Annotated in this window: 11 protein-coding genes; 5 read left to right on the top strand and 6 right to left on the bottom strand. The window is 62.7% G+C overall.

What is annotated here, in order from left to right; translation table 11 throughout:
* Positions 1–152: 152 nt before the first annotated feature.
* A complete protein-coding gene (locus AC1Q67_RS10590; RefSeq protein WP_492234159.1) occupies positions 153–3,332 on the top strand; it encodes a multidrug efflux RND transporter permease subunit in 3,180 nt (1,059 codons plus the stop codon).
* A gap of 154 nt (positions 3,333–3,486) precedes the next feature.
* On the opposite strand, the gene AC1Q67_RS10585 is transcribed toward AC1Q67_RS10590, so the two are convergent.
* The gene (locus AC1Q67_RS10585) at positions 3,487–4,629 is read right to left on the bottom strand and encodes a YbfB/YjiJ family MFS transporter (protein ID WP_492235668.1); all 1,143 of its coding nucleotides are present in this window, start codon (positions 4,627–4,629) and stop codon (positions 3,487–3,489) included.
* 277 nt (positions 4,630–4,906) lie between these two features.
* Between AC1Q67_RS10585 and leuB the strand changes: the two genes are divergently transcribed.
* On the top strand, positions 4,907–6,019 hold the full coding sequence (leuB, locus tag AC1Q67_RS10580; protein ID WP_492234160.1) for a 3-isopropylmalate dehydrogenase: 1,113 nt from the start codon (positions 4,907–4,909) through the stop codon (positions 6,017–6,019).
* A gap of 9 nt (positions 6,020–6,028) precedes the next feature.
* On the opposite strand, the gene AC1Q67_RS10575 is transcribed toward leuB, so the two are convergent.
* The 4 genes from AC1Q67_RS10575 to AC1Q67_RS10560 all read right to left on the bottom strand — a co-directional run bounded on the left by AC1Q67_RS10575 (position 6,029) and on the right by AC1Q67_RS10560 (position 10,381).
* Positions 6,029–7,981, bottom strand: coding sequence for a caspase family protein (locus tag AC1Q67_RS10575; protein ID WP_492234161.1), 1,953 nt, complete (start codon positions 7,979–7,981; stop codon positions 6,029–6,031).
* Between the two features lie 289 nt (positions 7,982–8,270).
* A complete protein-coding gene (locus AC1Q67_RS10570) occupies positions 8,271–8,648 on the bottom strand; it encodes a hypothetical protein (RefSeq protein WP_492234162.1) in 378 nt (125 codons plus the stop codon).
* A gap of 136 nt (positions 8,649–8,784) precedes the next feature.
* A complete protein-coding gene (locus tag AC1Q67_RS10565) occupies positions 8,785–9,519 on the bottom strand; it encodes a hypothetical protein (protein ID WP_492234163.1) in 735 nt (244 codons plus the stop codon).
* A 37-nt stretch (positions 9,520–9,556) separates the two neighbouring features.
* The gene (locus AC1Q67_RS10560) at positions 9,557–10,381 is read right to left on the bottom strand and encodes a hypothetical protein (RefSeq protein WP_492234164.1); all 825 of its coding nucleotides are present in this window, start codon (positions 10,379–10,381) and stop codon (positions 9,557–9,559) included.
* A gap of 207 nt (positions 10,382–10,588) precedes the next feature.
* On the opposite strand from AC1Q67_RS10560, the gene AC1Q67_RS10555 reads away from it, so the two are divergent.
* Positions 10,589–11,623 (top strand): aspartate-semialdehyde dehydrogenase, encoded by a 1,035-nt coding sequence (locus AC1Q67_RS10555; RefSeq protein ID WP_492234165.1) that lies wholly within the window; start codon positions 10,589–10,591, stop codon positions 11,621–11,623.
* A 41-nt stretch (positions 11,624–11,664) separates the two neighbouring features.
* The gene (locus tag AC1Q67_RS10550) at positions 11,665–12,249 is read left to right on the top strand and encodes a TIGR00645 family protein (protein WP_492234166.1); all 585 of its coding nucleotides are present in this window, start codon (positions 11,665–11,667) and stop codon (positions 12,247–12,249) included.
* 9 nt (positions 12,250–12,258) lie between these two features.
* On the opposite strand, the gene AC1Q67_RS10545 is transcribed toward AC1Q67_RS10550, so the two are convergent.
* Complete coding sequence (locus tag AC1Q67_RS10545; protein ID WP_492234167.1) at positions 12,259–12,912, bottom strand: carbonic anhydrase; 654 nt, start codon at positions 12,910–12,912, stop codon at positions 12,259–12,261.
* 129 nt (positions 12,913–13,041) lie between these two features.
* Here AC1Q67_RS10545 and AC1Q67_RS10540 point away from each other — a divergent pair, with 129 nt between their 5' ends.
* The gene (locus AC1Q67_RS10540) at positions 13,042–13,923 is read left to right on the top strand and encodes an HpcH/HpaI aldolase/citrate lyase family protein (RefSeq protein ID WP_492234168.1); all 882 of its coding nucleotides are present in this window, start codon (positions 13,042–13,044) and stop codon (positions 13,921–13,923) included.
* Positions 13,924–13,991: the final 68 nt, after the last annotated feature.

Raw genomic sequence — 13,991 nt, 5'->3', positions numbered from 1 at the left:
AGGGCGTGACTGCCCGGATTGAAATCGGATCCCCCTCACCGCGAGCCATGCTCGCTGCCTCTCCCATTTGGCGAGGTGAAGACATCAAGAGTTGATGCGTCTGCGCCGGTCCGAAGCAGATTCCTGGAACCAGATTCGAGAGAGCGACGTCCATGCCCGCCTTTTTTATCGACCGCCCGATTTTCGCTTGGGTGGTTGCGCTGTTCATTTGTCTGATCGGACTGATCTCGATTCCATTTCTGGCGATTGCGCAGTATCCGATCATCGCGCCGCCCTCGATCTCGATCTCGACCAGCTATCCCGGCGCGTCGCCGGAAGAGCTCTACAACTCGACCACCCGGCTGATCGAGGAAGAACTGAACGGCGCGTCCGGCATTCTCAATTTCGAATCCACCTCCGACTCGCTGGGTCAAGTGGAAATCATCGCCAACTTCGTTCCGGGCACCGATTCCAATCTCGCGTCGGTTGAAGTGCAGAACCGCATCAAGCGCGTCGAGGCGCGCCTTCCGCGTGCGGTGATCCAGCAGGGCATTCTCGTTGAGGAAGCGTCCAGCGCGGTGCTGCAGATCATCACGCTGAAGTCGACCGACGGCAGCCTCGATGAAGTCGGCCTCGGCGACTTCATGATCCGCAACGTGCTCGGCGAAATCCGCCGCATTCCCGGCGTCGGCCGCGCTACGCTATATTCGACCGAGCGTTCGCTGCGCATCTGGATCGATCCGGTCAAGCTCGTCGGCTACAACCTCACCGCGGACGATGTGACCCGCGCCATCACCGCCCAGAACGCGCAGGTCGCCTCCGGCAGCGTCGGCGCCGAGCCGAGCCGCAAGGATCAATCGATTTCCGCGCTCATTCTGGTGAAGGGCCAGCTCACTTCCGCCGACGAGTTCGGCGCCATCGTGCTGCGCGCCAATCCGGACGGCTCGACTGTTCGCTTGAGAGATGTCGCGCGGATCGAGATCGGCGGCATGGGCTATCAGTTCACCACGCGGCAGGACGGCAAGGCGATCGCCGGTCTCTCGGTGCTGCTCGCGCCGACCGGCAACGCGCTCGCGACCGCCAGCGCGGTGCAGGCGAAGATGGATGAACTGTCGAAGTTCTTTCCGTCCAACATCACCTACGACATTCCCTACAACATCACGCCGGTGGTCAAGGCGTCGATCTCCAAGGTGGTGCAGACGCTGATCGAGGCCGTGGTCCTCGTCTTCATCGTGATGTTCCTGTTTCTGCAGAACTTCCGCTACACCCTGATCCCCACCATTGTGGTGCCGATCGCGCTGCTCGGAACGTGCGTCGCGCTCTACATGTTCGGATACTCCATCAACATGCTGACCATGTTCGGCATGGTGCTGGCGATCGGCATTCTGGTGGACGACGCCATCGTGGTGGTTGAAAACGTCGAGCGCATCATGTCCGAGGAAGGACTGTCGCCGAAGGAGGCGACGCGCAAGGCGATGTCGCAGATCACCAGCGCCATCATCGGCATCACGCTGGTGCTGATCGCGGTGTTCGTGCCGATGGCGTTCTTCCCCGGCTCGGTCGGCATCATCTACCGCCAGTTCTCGGTGACCATCGTGGCCGCGATCTCGTTCTCGGCGCTGATGGCGCTCTCGCTGACGCCGGCGTTGTGCGCCACCTTGCTCAAGCCGGTGAAGGCGGGACACGGTCACGCCAAGACCGGCGTGTTCGGCTGGTTCAACAAGCGCCTTGATGGCGCGCGGGACGGCTATGGCCGCGTGGTCGGCTGGTCGATCCATCGCACCGGTCGTTTGCTGATCCTGTACGCGGTGCTGCTCGGCGCTCTGGTGTTCGGTTTCTCGCGCCTGCCCGGCGGCTTCCTCCCGGTGGACGATCAGGGCTTCATCACGGTGGACGTCCAGACGCCGCCGGAATCCTCGTTCAATCGTACGCAGGCTGCGGTGGAGAAGGTCGAGCAGTATCTGGCGAAGCGCTCGGGCATCGAGGACGTGACCTTCCTCACCGGCTTCAGCTTCTTAGGGCAGGGCCAGAACACGGCGCAGGCGTTCGTCACGCTGAAGGACTGGTCGGAGCGCGGCCCGAATGATTCCGCCGCCGCCATTGTGGCGGACATCAACAGTTCGCTGCGCTCGATCCGTGACGCCAAGGTCTCCGCGCTGCAGCCGCCGCCGATCGACAACCTCGGCAACTCGTCCGGCTTCTCGTTCCGTCTGCAGGATCGCGGCCAGAAGGGCTATGCCGCGCTGATGCAGGCGAAGGAGCAGTTGCTGGCTTCTGCGAAGCAGAGCCCCGTGTTGCAGAACGTCTACGCGGAAGGCCTGCCCGAAGCGCCGCAGGTCCAGCTTGTGATCGACCGCGAGCAGGCGGCCGCGCAGGGCGTCACCTTCGCCGACATCAACAGCACGATCTCGACCAATCTCGGCTCGGCTTACGTGAACGACTTCCCGAACCGGGGTCGCATGCAGCGCGTGATCGTGCAGGCCGACAGCGTCGGCCGCATGAACGCGCAGGACATCCTGAAGTACAACGTCAAGAACAGCCGCGGCGATCTGGTGCCGCTGTCGTCGTTCGCGACCATCAAGTGGATGGTCGGCCCGACGCAGATCGTCGGCTTCAACTACTATCCGTCGGTGCGTATCTCCGGCGAAGCCAAGCCCGGCTACACCTCGGGCGACGCCATCGTGGAGATGGAGCGGCTGACCGAGAAGCTGCCGCGCGGCTTCGGCTTCGAATGGACCGGACAATCGCTGCAGGAAAAGCTGTCGGGCTCGCAGGCGCCGTTCCTGCTCGCGCTCTCGGCGCTGATCGTGTTCCTGTGTCTGGCCGCGCTCTATGAGAGCTGGACCATTCCGCTGGCGGTGCTGATGACGGTGCCGCTCGGCATTCTCGGCGCGGTGGTGGCGGCGATGTCGCGCAGCCTGTCGAACGACGTCTATTTCACGGTGGCGCTGATCACGATCATCGGCCTCGCCGCGAAGGATGCGATCCTGATCATCGAGTTCGCCAAGGATCTGCGCGCGAAGGGTACACCGCTGATGCAGGCCACGATGGAAGCCTGCCATCTGCGTTTCCGCCCGATTCTGATGACGGGTCTCGCGTTCGTCTGCGGCGTGCTGCCGATGGTGATTGCAAACGGCGCAGGCGCAAAAAGTCAGCAGGCGCTCGGCACCACGGTGATGGGCGGCATGATCGCGGTCGTGGTGCTGGCGCTCTTGATGGTGCCGGTGTTCTTTGTCGCGGTGACGAAGTTCTTCTCGAAGAACGAGCGCGACGGCGAGGCGGCGCCTGCGAAGGGATCGAAGCTGGAGCGGCTGATCGAGATGTTCCGGCGGACTCAGTCGTCGGCGTCGTAACGTTTCCGGGTCATCGTCATTGCGAGCGAAGCGAAGCAATCCAGCTTAAGACAAGCGAAGAGTGGATTGCTTCGTCGCTTCGCTCCTCGCAATGACGGGCGGTGTGACTCGCGCCGGCCTCTCAGCACCATTCCCTGATTTTGCGATGGCGGCTTTACGCTTTCACCGGCCGCTGGAATGCGCAGAGGATCGCACCCAGCGCCAGCGCGGCGGTGGAAACCCGAAGCGCGTAGGGCAGGCCCATCACGTCGGTAATCGCGCCGGTGACGAACGGGCCGAGTGTCTGGCCGAGCCCGAAGGTGATGGTCATCACACCGATCACCTTGGCCCAAGCTTCCGGCGGATAATTCAGCCGGGTGAAGACGGTGGTGGCGGCCACCACGGGAAAGAACGACAGGCCGAACACGAAAGCCGATGCCATCAGCAGCAGCGGCGACGTGCCCAGCTGCGCGATCAGCGTGCCGACGCAGGTCACGGCGATCATGGTGGCGATGGTGATGCCGCTGTTGCCGCGCGCCATCAGTCCGCGCCACAGCCACGAGCCCGCGAACGACATCAGTCCGATCAGGCACCAGAACGCGCTCTGCGCCGCCGCGCCGCCGCCGCCGTCGCGGACATAGGCGATCATGAAGGTCATGTAGGCGATGTAGCCGGCGCCGAACAGGAAGTAGCCGGCGAGATAGATCGCAATCGGGCGCAATGCCACCGGTGCTGCCGCCGCCGATGTTTCGCTGGCGGCGACGTCGATCGGATTGAGCATCAGCGGAATCATCATCAGGCCGGAGATGATGGTCAGCGCCACCCATACGATCCACCACGAGCCGGGGCCGAAGTACTGCAACAGGAATGGCGCGGCGAGGCCCGAGACGATCAGCCCGGTGCCGGGGCCGGTGTAGAACAGGTTGAGCAGCAGCGCGGATTTCATCGGCCGCGATTGCGCGATGGTCGCCGCCAGTGTGCCGCCGCCGACAAAGGTCGTTGCCGCGCCGAGGCCCGACAGCAGGCGTCCGAAGCCGAACACCAGCACATGGCCCGACAGCGCGCAGATCCCGAGCGAGACGACGCAGGCCAGCGCGCCGATCCAGACCGAACGGAATACGCCCACGCGGCGGATGAAGGCGGCGGCGCCCAGCGCGCCCGCGAGATAGCCGATGGCGTTGATCGTGTTCATGAAGCCAGCGGTCGAATACGACCAGCCGAGCGAGTCGCGCATGTCGGGCAGCACCAGCGTATAGCCGAAGCGGCCGATGCCGAGCCCGATGGCCGGCGCCAGCGCGAGGATCAGGATCATGCGCATCGGGCGCGCGAACGGGGCGGCGGATTCGGAGGATGTCACGGGGCGGCTCCGGGAGGGCCGCCAACATGGCAGTTTCCGCCGGATTTGACCAATCGCAACGGGGCAATGGTGTCTTGCCAATTCTGCAAGGGCGTTTTAGCAAGTTCGCGCAAATTCCCTACGTTTCGTCATGCCTGCGCTTGTCGCGGGCATCCACGTCTTCTGAAACTCCGTAAGCAGACATGGATGGCCGGGACAGGCCCGGCCATGACGAGCAACACTGATCGAGGCAATCATCATGGCATCGCACAAACTTCTCCTTCTCCCCGGCGACGGTATTGGCACCGAAGTGATGGCGGAGGTGAAGCGCGTCATCGACTGGTTCGGCAAGCGCGGCATCGCGAAGTTCGAAACCGAGACCGGTCTCGTCGGCGGCTCGAGCTACGACGCCGACAAGGTTGCGATCACCGATGCCACCATGGCGCTGGCGCAGGCGGCGGATGCCGTGATCTTCGGCGCGGTCGGCGGACCGAAGTGGGCGGACGTTCCTTATGAGGCACGCCCCGAAGCGGGCCTGCTGCGTCTGCGCAAGGACATGGCGCTGTTCGCCAACCTGCGTCCGGCGATCTGCTATCCGGCGCTGGCGGATTCATCGAGCCTGAAGAAGGATGTCGTCGAAGGCCTCGACATCATGATCGTGCGCGAATTGACCGGCGGCGTGTATTTCGGCGAACCGAAGACCATCACCGATCTCGGCAACGGCCAGAAGCGCGCCGTCGATACGCAGGTCTACGACACCTACGAGATCGAGCGCATCTCGCGCGTCGCCTTCGAGCTGGCGCGCAAGCGCCGCAACAAGATGACGTCGATGGAAAAGCACAACGTCATGAAGAGCGGCGTGCTCTGGAAGGAAGTCGTGACGCAGGTTCACGCGCGCGAATACAAGGATGTCGAGCTTGAGCATCAGCTCGCGGATTCCGGCGCGATGCAGCTCGTGCGTTGGCCCAAGCAGTTCGACGTCATCGTCACGGATAACCTGTTCGGCGACATTCTCTCCGACATCGCGGCGATGCTCACCGGTTCGCTTGGCATGCTGCCGTCGGCGTCACTGGGCGAGGTCGATCCCAAAACCAAGAAGCGCAAGGCGCTGTACGAGCCGGTGCACGGTTCGGCGCCGGACATCGCCGGCAAGGGATTGGCCAATCCGGTGGCGATGCTGACCTCGTTCGGCATGGCGCTGCGTTATTCCTTCGACATGCCGAAGGAAGCGGACCTGATCGATCAGGCCATCGCGGCGACTTTGGCGAAGGGCCTGCGCACCGGCGACATCAAGTCGGAAGGCTCGACCGTGGTCTCCACGTCGCAGATGGGCGAGGCGATTGTGAAGGAACTGGACGCGCTGACGCGCTGACGGTGCAGGTTAATTTCCTCCACGAGCGACGCAGGCTTCGATGGCGGAGAAGATGCTGCCGCTGTTTAAGCCATTCATGGCCATTGAGGCATTGGGGGTATGTTTCGCGCGGCAACGGGCATAGAGGGCGATCTTGGAAGTGGATTCGGCCTGCGACTTGGTTTCGCGGGAGGGGCAGGGATTTCCCGGGACGGCGGCGGTTCCTGCCGACGGAGTGCAGTGTTGTTTCGATGAGGAGAGCGCCGGGTCTGGCTTGTCGTCAGCAGGTTTCGCGACTGTGTTGCGCTTCGCCGGTTCCGGCTTCTTCTTCACCTCGATCTTTTCGCAGGTGTTGTCGTCGCCGACCTCATAGCCCTTGCGGCACGTGATCCTGCTGCACTTGTCGCCGTCGGCCTTGTATCCCCATTCGCAGACGAGCGGACATACGCGGCCCTGCTTGGCCTTCACCGCATCGAGCGCGTCGGCACTGGCCAGCTTCACGTCGAATTTCGTGCTGGCGTTCTTGTTGAACAGATCGAGTGATTTCTGTGCCGCCGTGGTCCAGTTGCCGTCGGTGGCGCCAAGGTAGCAGCCGGTACGCTTCAGTTCGATCTGCAGTTGCTTTGGAATGTCAGCGACCACAACCGGTGCATCGGGCTTCGGCGCTGACTGATCCGGTGCCAGCGATGCGACAGGGCCGACGGGCTTGTCATCCCTGGCTTTTTGTTCGGCGGTCTTCTTTTCAGCAGCAAGACGCGCGGCCTCAGCGCCCTTGGCCTCGTCAGCCGCCTTCTTCTCGGCGGCGACGCGCGCCTGCTGCTCAGCCTTTGCGAGCGCTGCAGCCTTGGCCTTCTCGGCCTCGGCCAGCCTGGCGTCTTCCGCTTTCTTCGCCTGTTCGGCTGCCACGCGCTGCTGTTCGGCCTTGCGCGCCTCGGCGGCGGCCTTGTCCTGCTCGGCTTTTTTCGCGCCCTCGATGGCGAGGCGTGTCTGTTCTTCCTGTGCGGTCTTTGCCTTTTCTGTTGCGGCGACGCGGGCTTCTTCGGCTGCGAGCTTGTTCCGCTGGGCATGGGCCAGTTTGGCGTAGAAGCTGTCCGGATAGGTCGCGATGAAATAGTCCCACGCCTCGCGGGTGCCGACGCGCTCGGCAAGTTCGTAATCGCGGCGGAGCGCGGAGTTCGGGTCTGTCTGCTGCGTCGAGGCTGCCGCAGCCGTCACGACGGCAGGCACGAGCGAAACGTCATTGCCGCCGAGCGAGCCATAGACGAACGGCTCCTGCTTGTTGCTTGTCGCTTTCAGCACATCGTCGCGCACATAGCCGAAGGCCTTGCGCAGATCGAGGCCGGGCTTGGTCATGTGCTTGACCAGCGCCGCGGCGAACGGACTGTTCTTGCCTTCGCCGTCCGAGGCCGTCGATCCGGCCTTCGCGGCGAACGCCACCAGCGTGTTGGGATTCGTCGGTTCGACCTTCGCCAGTCCGCGGCTAACCGCGCGCGAGCCGATGGTCCGTTTCATCGTCTTGTTGAACGGATTGTCGCGGCATGCATCGAGAATGATCAGCCGGAGCTGTTTGGCAGGATCGGCCGCGACGATGAAGCGATCCAGCGGAAACGCTTCGTCGAGAACATCGGTGTCGATTTCGAGTTTTGCATCGACAGGAATGAGATAGTTCGTGCCCTCAAGCTCGATGCCATGGCCCGCATAGTAGATGACGGCCACGTCCGCATCGCGGACCTTGTTGCCGAAGTCGCGCAGCGTCCGCTTCATCTCGATGCCGGTCAGATTCGATTTGGCGTCGACGACGTCGAAGTTGGCTTTGGTCAGAATCGCTGCGATGGCCGCCGCATCGTTGGCCGGGTTGGTGAGCGGCGAGACGTTTTGATAATCCGAATTGCCGATCACCAGCGCCACGCGCTTCTCGGCGAGCGCCGGCGTCAGCGCAGCGATCAGGATTGTCCATACGAGAATCGAAAGTCGCAGGCGCAAGGCCGATCCTCAAAATCAGATGCGGGCAAACGGTAAAATATGCCGGACTTTAATCCCGAGGCTGGCGACTGCAAAGCGCAAAAGCGCGCTTCCGCGCCGGTCATCGGCAAATTTGCAGGCCTCGGGCGCGGTCACTATTCCGCCCTTTGCGCCGAAGTCCGTCACCGCTTTGCCTTATGCAAATCGGCATAAAAATGCCCGGCTGGTGCCGGGCATTTTGGTCGCACATGATTCCGAAAAGGGGGTACCGGTTTTCGGATCAGATCATGCGAATATTTTTCGCTGAAAATCAGTAGAGCGGAAACGGGAACGGCGTGCCGGTGTCCCACTGGTCGCCAAGCGGGCGGCGGCTTGTGTAGAGCCGGTCGATCTGCTGGCCGTAGGAGTAGCCCGGCGGGAAGGCGTAGTCGGTGAACTTGCGCTCGCCTGGCCGCACTTCGGTACCGGCATCGAGCCACGAGCGGCGGGTCACGTAAACGCGGGTCCGGCCACGCTGGTAGACGCGGTTTTCCGCCCGGCGCGGAGGGCCGTCATAGGTCGGGTCTTCCACCGCGACGCGCTTCCGGGTCTGGGCATCGGCGGCAGTGACGCCGAATCCGGCGGTCACGATCGCGGCCGTGGCCAGCAGCATCGCCAGTGTTTTCGCGCCCGGGTACTTCAAAGCCATTGAATCCTCGTCACATTCCCAATTGCGCCGCACCATACCCCTGTCCGGCGGTCTCCCACAAGGACGAATGGGCCACACTTGCCGGATGATCGTCGCGCGATATTCAGATAGGGCGGGAAAGGCGCGATTCCAGCCTTCAGAGCCGGCGGGGCGGGCGCGGCGGCCGGGTGTCGGTGGTCTGCGAGACCGGCTCGGCACTGCAACGCGGCGAACGCTTCATCCGTTCCTCGAAGAACGTCTGTGCGGCCGGCGTCGGCAGTACGCCCTTCAACGTGATGCGGTCGAGGATGCAGGCCAGCGTATGGAAATTCGGGCGCGCGCCGCTGGCCTCGCAATACCAGCCCTTGAGATACACCGCCGTGGTTTCGAAGCGGCTGAGATAGGACACGCAGAGCTTGATCTGGCCGTCGGAATTGACCTGGAAATTCGCGGCGCGGACCGGGCCGAAGCGGGTCTGCAAATCGTAGTAGGTATTGGAGCCGATATAGGCCGTGCGCAGCAGCGGCCTCAGGCTGGACATCTCGTAGGAATAGTCGCGGACAACCGGTGTGTCCGGATTGGCCGGCATGTTGATCACAAGCGTGAAGTCGGTGTTGCGATCGTAAACCTGGCCGTATTGCAGGATCTCCTGCCAGCCTGCGTTGAATCGCGCGGAGTTGGCCGTCGGCGACAATCGCGTGAGTTCGGGCGCGCTGACCTGGAACGATGCCTTGGCGCTCACGCGGCTCGGCTGATCGAAAAAGCTGGTGACACGCACAACCACAATGCCGATGAGAGCCAGGACAATCGTCCCCACCGCGTAGAAGGAATAGCGCACCATCTTCCCGGCGTAGTTGCCGGCGGTTGAGATGTGACTGTGATCGAAGGACATTTCTGAATTCCCGGTGTGCAGTTTCTGACTGATCGTCTCAATCCTGTGTGAGCGGGCCGCGTAACTGCGGAGCGTCGCCGGAGACGATCCAGTTCGCGGAAGCGGTGGTTGTCGTCGTGGTGCAGGTGTCGCGCCTGAGTTCGGCGCGCGCGAACAGTTCGGCGATCTTCGGATCGTTGCCGGCCGAGAGCAGGGTCAGCCGGTTCAGCGTGCAGCCGAGGAACGCGCGCTGCGCGGCCAGCGAGTCGGCCTGACAGGACCACCCGCTTATTCTGACGCTCGGGCTTGAGAAGGTTTTCACAAAGCCAAGACAGTCCTGCCGGCCGGGGAGGGCAGCCCCACTGAAACGGAGCAGGCTGACCGGGCCGAACTTGGTGTCGACGAACCCCGCAGGTTCGACCTCGGCCGGGCGCCCTCCGGCCATCCGGGCTGCGATATCCGCGTCAGCGGCCGCGAATGCGTCCAGTTCGCCGCCGGCGCGGTAAATCTCGATCTCGGCGGTGGGCGCCTCGCCGGCATGAGCGGCCCAGCGCAGGATATCCCTGCGGCCGCCTTCCGGGTGCCGCAAGATTTCATAAGCATTTGTTTTATCTGATAAATCAAGCTTGCTGATGGCGAAGGCCGGATGCGGGCGACTGGCCGGAACCCAGCTCGGCTGAGCGGGGAGGACAAGATCTCCGGTATTGGCGGCAACCGGAACCGCAGACACCAGATCTACCGCGATTACCGCCAGCACGGCGAGGCCGCAGATATAGGCGAAGATGCGAACCGCCACGGCGCTGCATTCGTCGGCAAAGCTGCGCAGCGCCGGATGAATGCCGGAGGTACTCGGAAGGGGCTGGTCGAGCAGGATCGGGTTCATATCTGACTCGTCGGACGTTCTGTTCCGTTCTCGAAAACGGGAACGAGCTTCCGCCGTGGTCATGGCCACAAGACCTGCCACCACTTGACGTCACCTGCCCCCGCAGTTGCTTCTGCGTTGTATTTGGGCCGTTTTTCGCATAGAAGCGCTGCCTCTTCCCTTTCTACAGACAGCGAGGGCGAGGCATTTTTCTTCGGAGAGTCAACGATGGGTTACAAGGTTGCGCTAGTTGGAGCGACCGGCAACGTAGGCCGGGAGATGCTCAACATCTTGGACGAACGCAGTTTTCCGGCTGACGAGGTGGTCGCATTGGCCTCCCGCCGCAGCATGGGCGTCGAAGTGTCCTATGGCGACCGCACCCTGAAATGCAAAGCGCTCGAACATTACGATTTTAGCGATGTCGATATCTGCCTGATGTCGGCCGGCGGTGCCGTGTCCAAGGAATGGTCGCCGAAGATCGCCGCGGCGGGCGCCGTCGTGATCGACAATTCGTCGACGTGGCGGATGGATCCGGATGTGCCGCTGATCGTACCGGAAGTGAATGCGGATGCGGTCAACGATTTCCGCAAGAAGGGCATCATCGCGAATCCGAACTGCTCGACCGCGCAGCTCGTCGTTGCGCTGAAGCCGCTGCACGATGCGGCGAAGATCAAGCGCGTCGTTGTCTCGACCTACCAGTCGGTCTCGGGCGCCGGCAAGGACGCGATGGACGAACTGTTCTCGCAGACCAAGGCCGTCTACACCAACGACGAACTGGTCAATAACAAATTCCCGAAGCGGATCGCCTTCAACGTCATCCCGCAGATCGACGTGTTCATGGAGGACGGCTTCACCAAAGAAGAGTGGAAGATGATGGCGGAGACCAAGAAAATTCTTGATCCCAAAATCAAGCTGACCGCGACCTGCGTGCGCGTGCCGGTGTTCGTCGGCCACTCGGAAGCCGTCAACATCGAGTTCGAGAATCCGATCTCTGCGGATGAAGCACGCAACATCCTGCGCACTGCGCCGGGCTGCCTCGTGATCGACAAGCGGGAACCGGGCGGCTACGTCACGCCGTACGAATCCGCCGGCGAGGACGCCACCTACATCAGCCGTATCCGCGAGGATGCGACGGTGGAGAACGGTCTCGTGCTGTGGTGCGTGTCGGACAATCTGCGCAAGGGCGCTGCGCTGAACGCAGTTCAGATCGCGGAATGCCTGGTCAACCGCAAGCTGTTGCAGCCGAAAAAGAAGGCGGCCTGAGCCGCCTGATGTGAGCAGGAAAACGGGGCCGGGAATTCAGGATGACAAGCGAGCCATCTGAGCACCGGCCCTCTCCTGCGGAATACCGGCCAAATCCAAAGCTGAAGCGTGCGGAGCACGCATTCGAATCCCTGCTGTTCAACAGCCGCTGGCTGATGGCGCCGTTCTATCTCGGCCTCGTCATCAGCCTCCTCGTGCTATTGTTCAAGTTCGTCGCGCTGCTGGTCGAGTTTATCGCTCACGCCACCCTGGCGAAGGAATCGGACATCATTCTCGGCGTGCTGTCGCTGATCGACGTGTCGCTGACCGGCAATCTGGTTCTGATCGTGGTGTTTTCGGGCTATGAGAATTTCGTCTCGCGGATCGATCCGCGCGGCCATCCCGACTGGCCGGAATGGATGACCAAGGTGGACTTCGCCGGGCTGAAGCAGAAGCTGCTGGCGTCGATCGTCGCGATCTCGGCGATTCAGGTGCTGAAAGCGTTCATGAATATCGATGTGGCGTTCGACGCCCAGAAGCTCGCCTGGCTCGCCGGCATTCATCTCGTATTTGTCGTCTCAACGCTGCTGATCGTGTGGTCGGACAAGCTCGGCGATCACGGGGCGTCGAACAAGGCCGGCCACTGACCGGCCATCCTAGCCGACCAAGGACGGCTGGTAGACGCGGCTGAATTCGTTCGTGCTCTGGTCGACGATGGACAGCGAGCCTTCGGCCACTCCGAAATAGGCGCCGTGGAGCTGCAACTCGCCGCTCTCGACCCGGTTCTTCACGAACGGAAATGTCATCAGGTTTTCCAGGCTGCGCAGGACCGCGGCCTTCTCGATCCTGGTGACGAACTGCTGCATCGTTTCGTGGTCGCGCTGCGCGACCTTTTCGCCCGGCTTGACGAACATCGACATCCATTTGCCGATGAAGTCGCCGGGGGACAGCGGTGCGCTGTCGTCGACGAAGGCGCGAATGCCGCCGCACTGCGCGTGCCCGAGCACGACGATGTGCTTTATCTTCAGGACCTGGTTTGCATATTCCAGCGCTGCCGAGACGCCGTGCGCGTTGTTGTCGGGCTGGAACACCGGGACCAGGTTGGCGACGTTGCGGACAACGAACAGTTCCCCCGGTCCGGCGTCGAAAATCACCTCCGGCGAGACACGGGAATCGCAGCAGCCGATCACCATGACCTCGGGGGATTGCCCCTTTTGCGACAGTTCGCGGTAGCGCGACTGTTCGGTGGGCAGGCGCTGGGTGACGAAGGTCTGGTAGCCGGCGAGCAGGTGTTCGGGGAATGGCGACATAGGAGGCCTCGCAAGTTCGTAACAAGGGAGCGCGCAGGGGTTGGCTAACCTAGGAGAGCCAATCGAACAAGCCTTTCGGGCGCGGGACGGAAGTGCTACTCAGGCTGCTTCCCCAATGGAAACCAGACCATGATCCGTCCGCGCCGCAGTGTCCTGTTCATGCCCGGCTCGAATGCCCGCGCGCTCGACAAGGCGCGGAACCTGCCCTGCGACGCCGTCATCCTCGACCTTGAGGATTCGGTTGCGCCTGACGCAAAATCGATGGCGCGCGATCAGATCGCACAGGCCGTCGCCGCCGGCGGCTTCGGCAAGCGTGAGATCATCATCCGCATCAACAATCTGGAATCGCCGTGGTGGGAGGACGACCTGACCATGGCCGCCAGAGCGAAGCCCGACGGGATTCTGGTGCCCAAGATTTCACGCCCCGCCGATATCAAGAAGCTGGAGGAGCGCCTGCGCATGCTCAAGGCTGATCCGGGCATCGTGCTGTGGGCGATGATCGAATCCCCGCTTGGCGTTCTTTCGGCACAAGAGATCGCTGCGACCGCGCGCGAAGGCGACAAACGCCTCACCGGCTTCATCATGGGGCCGAACGATATCGCGCGCGAAACACGAATGCGGATGCTGCCGGGCCGCGCGGCAATGCTGCCGCTGTTCACACATTGCATCCTCGCGGCGCGTGCCTATGGCCTTGAGATTCTCGACGGCCCCTACAACGACATCAGCGATGTGGCCGGATTCGCGAAGGAGTGCGCGCAGGGCCGCGACATGGGCTTCGACGGCAAGACGCTGATCCATCCGGGCCAGATCGATGCTGCCAACGCGGCCTACACGCCGCCCGCTGAAGAGATCGCCCGCGCGCGCAAGATCATGGGTGTGTTCGATCTGCCGGAGAACGCCAGCAAAGGCGTGGTGCAACTCGACGGCCAGATGGTCGAGCGGCTGCATGTCGAGATGGCAAAGCGCACCATTGCGATTGCAGATGCGATCGCGGCGCTCAAGACGGCGTAGCTGACGCTGAAAAGACAATGGCCGGGAACGAGCCCGGCCATGATCCAAATTCAAAGATAGCGCGACTC

It is taken from the genome of Afipia sp. GW823-FHT06G09, from assembly GCF_058794875.1.
The sequence above is the reverse complement of the archived record's forward strand: the minus strand, read 5'-3'. Positions and strand labels throughout refer to the sequence as shown.

What these genes read in the sequence shown, in the direction of transcription:
- AC1Q67_RS10590 (WP_492234159.1), top strand. Translation starts at nt 153, where the DNA reads ATGCCCGCCTTTTTTATCGACCGCCCGATTTTCGCTTGGGTGGTTGCG.
- AC1Q67_RS10585 (WP_492235668.1), bottom strand. Translation starts at nt 4,629, where the DNA reads ATGCGCATGATCCTGATCCTCGCGCTGGCGCCGGCCATCGGGCTCGGC.
- AC1Q67_RS10565 (WP_492234163.1), bottom strand. Translation starts at nt 9,519, where the DNA reads ATGTCCTTCGATCACAGTCACATCTCAACCGCCGGCAACTACGCCGGG.
- AC1Q67_RS10545 (WP_492234167.1), bottom strand. Translation starts at nt 12,912, where the DNA reads ATGTCGCCATTCCCCGAACACCTGCTCGCCGGCTACCAGACCTTCGTC.
- AC1Q67_RS10560 (WP_492234164.1), bottom strand. Translation starts at nt 10,381, where the DNA reads ATGAACCCGATCCTGCTCGACCAGCCCCTTCCGAGTACCTCCGGCATT.
- AC1Q67_RS10550 (WP_492234166.1), top strand. Translation starts at nt 11,665, where the DNA reads ATGACAAGCGAGCCATCTGAGCACCGGCCCTCTCCTGCGGAATACCGG.
- AC1Q67_RS10555 (WP_492234165.1), top strand. Translation starts at nt 10,589, where the DNA reads ATGGGTTACAAGGTTGCGCTAGTTGGAGCGACCGGCAACGTAGGCCGG.
- AC1Q67_RS10570 (WP_492234162.1), bottom strand. Translation starts at nt 8,648, where the DNA reads ATGGCTTTGAAGTACCCGGGCGCGAAAACACTGGCGATGCTGCTGGCC.
- leuB (WP_492234160.1), top strand. Translation starts at nt 4,907, where the DNA reads ATGGCATCGCACAAACTTCTCCTTCTCCCCGGCGACGGTATTGGCACC.
- AC1Q67_RS10540 (WP_492234168.1), top strand. Translation starts at nt 13,042, where the DNA reads ATGATCCGTCCGCGCCGCAGTGTCCTGTTCATGCCCGGCTCGAATGCC.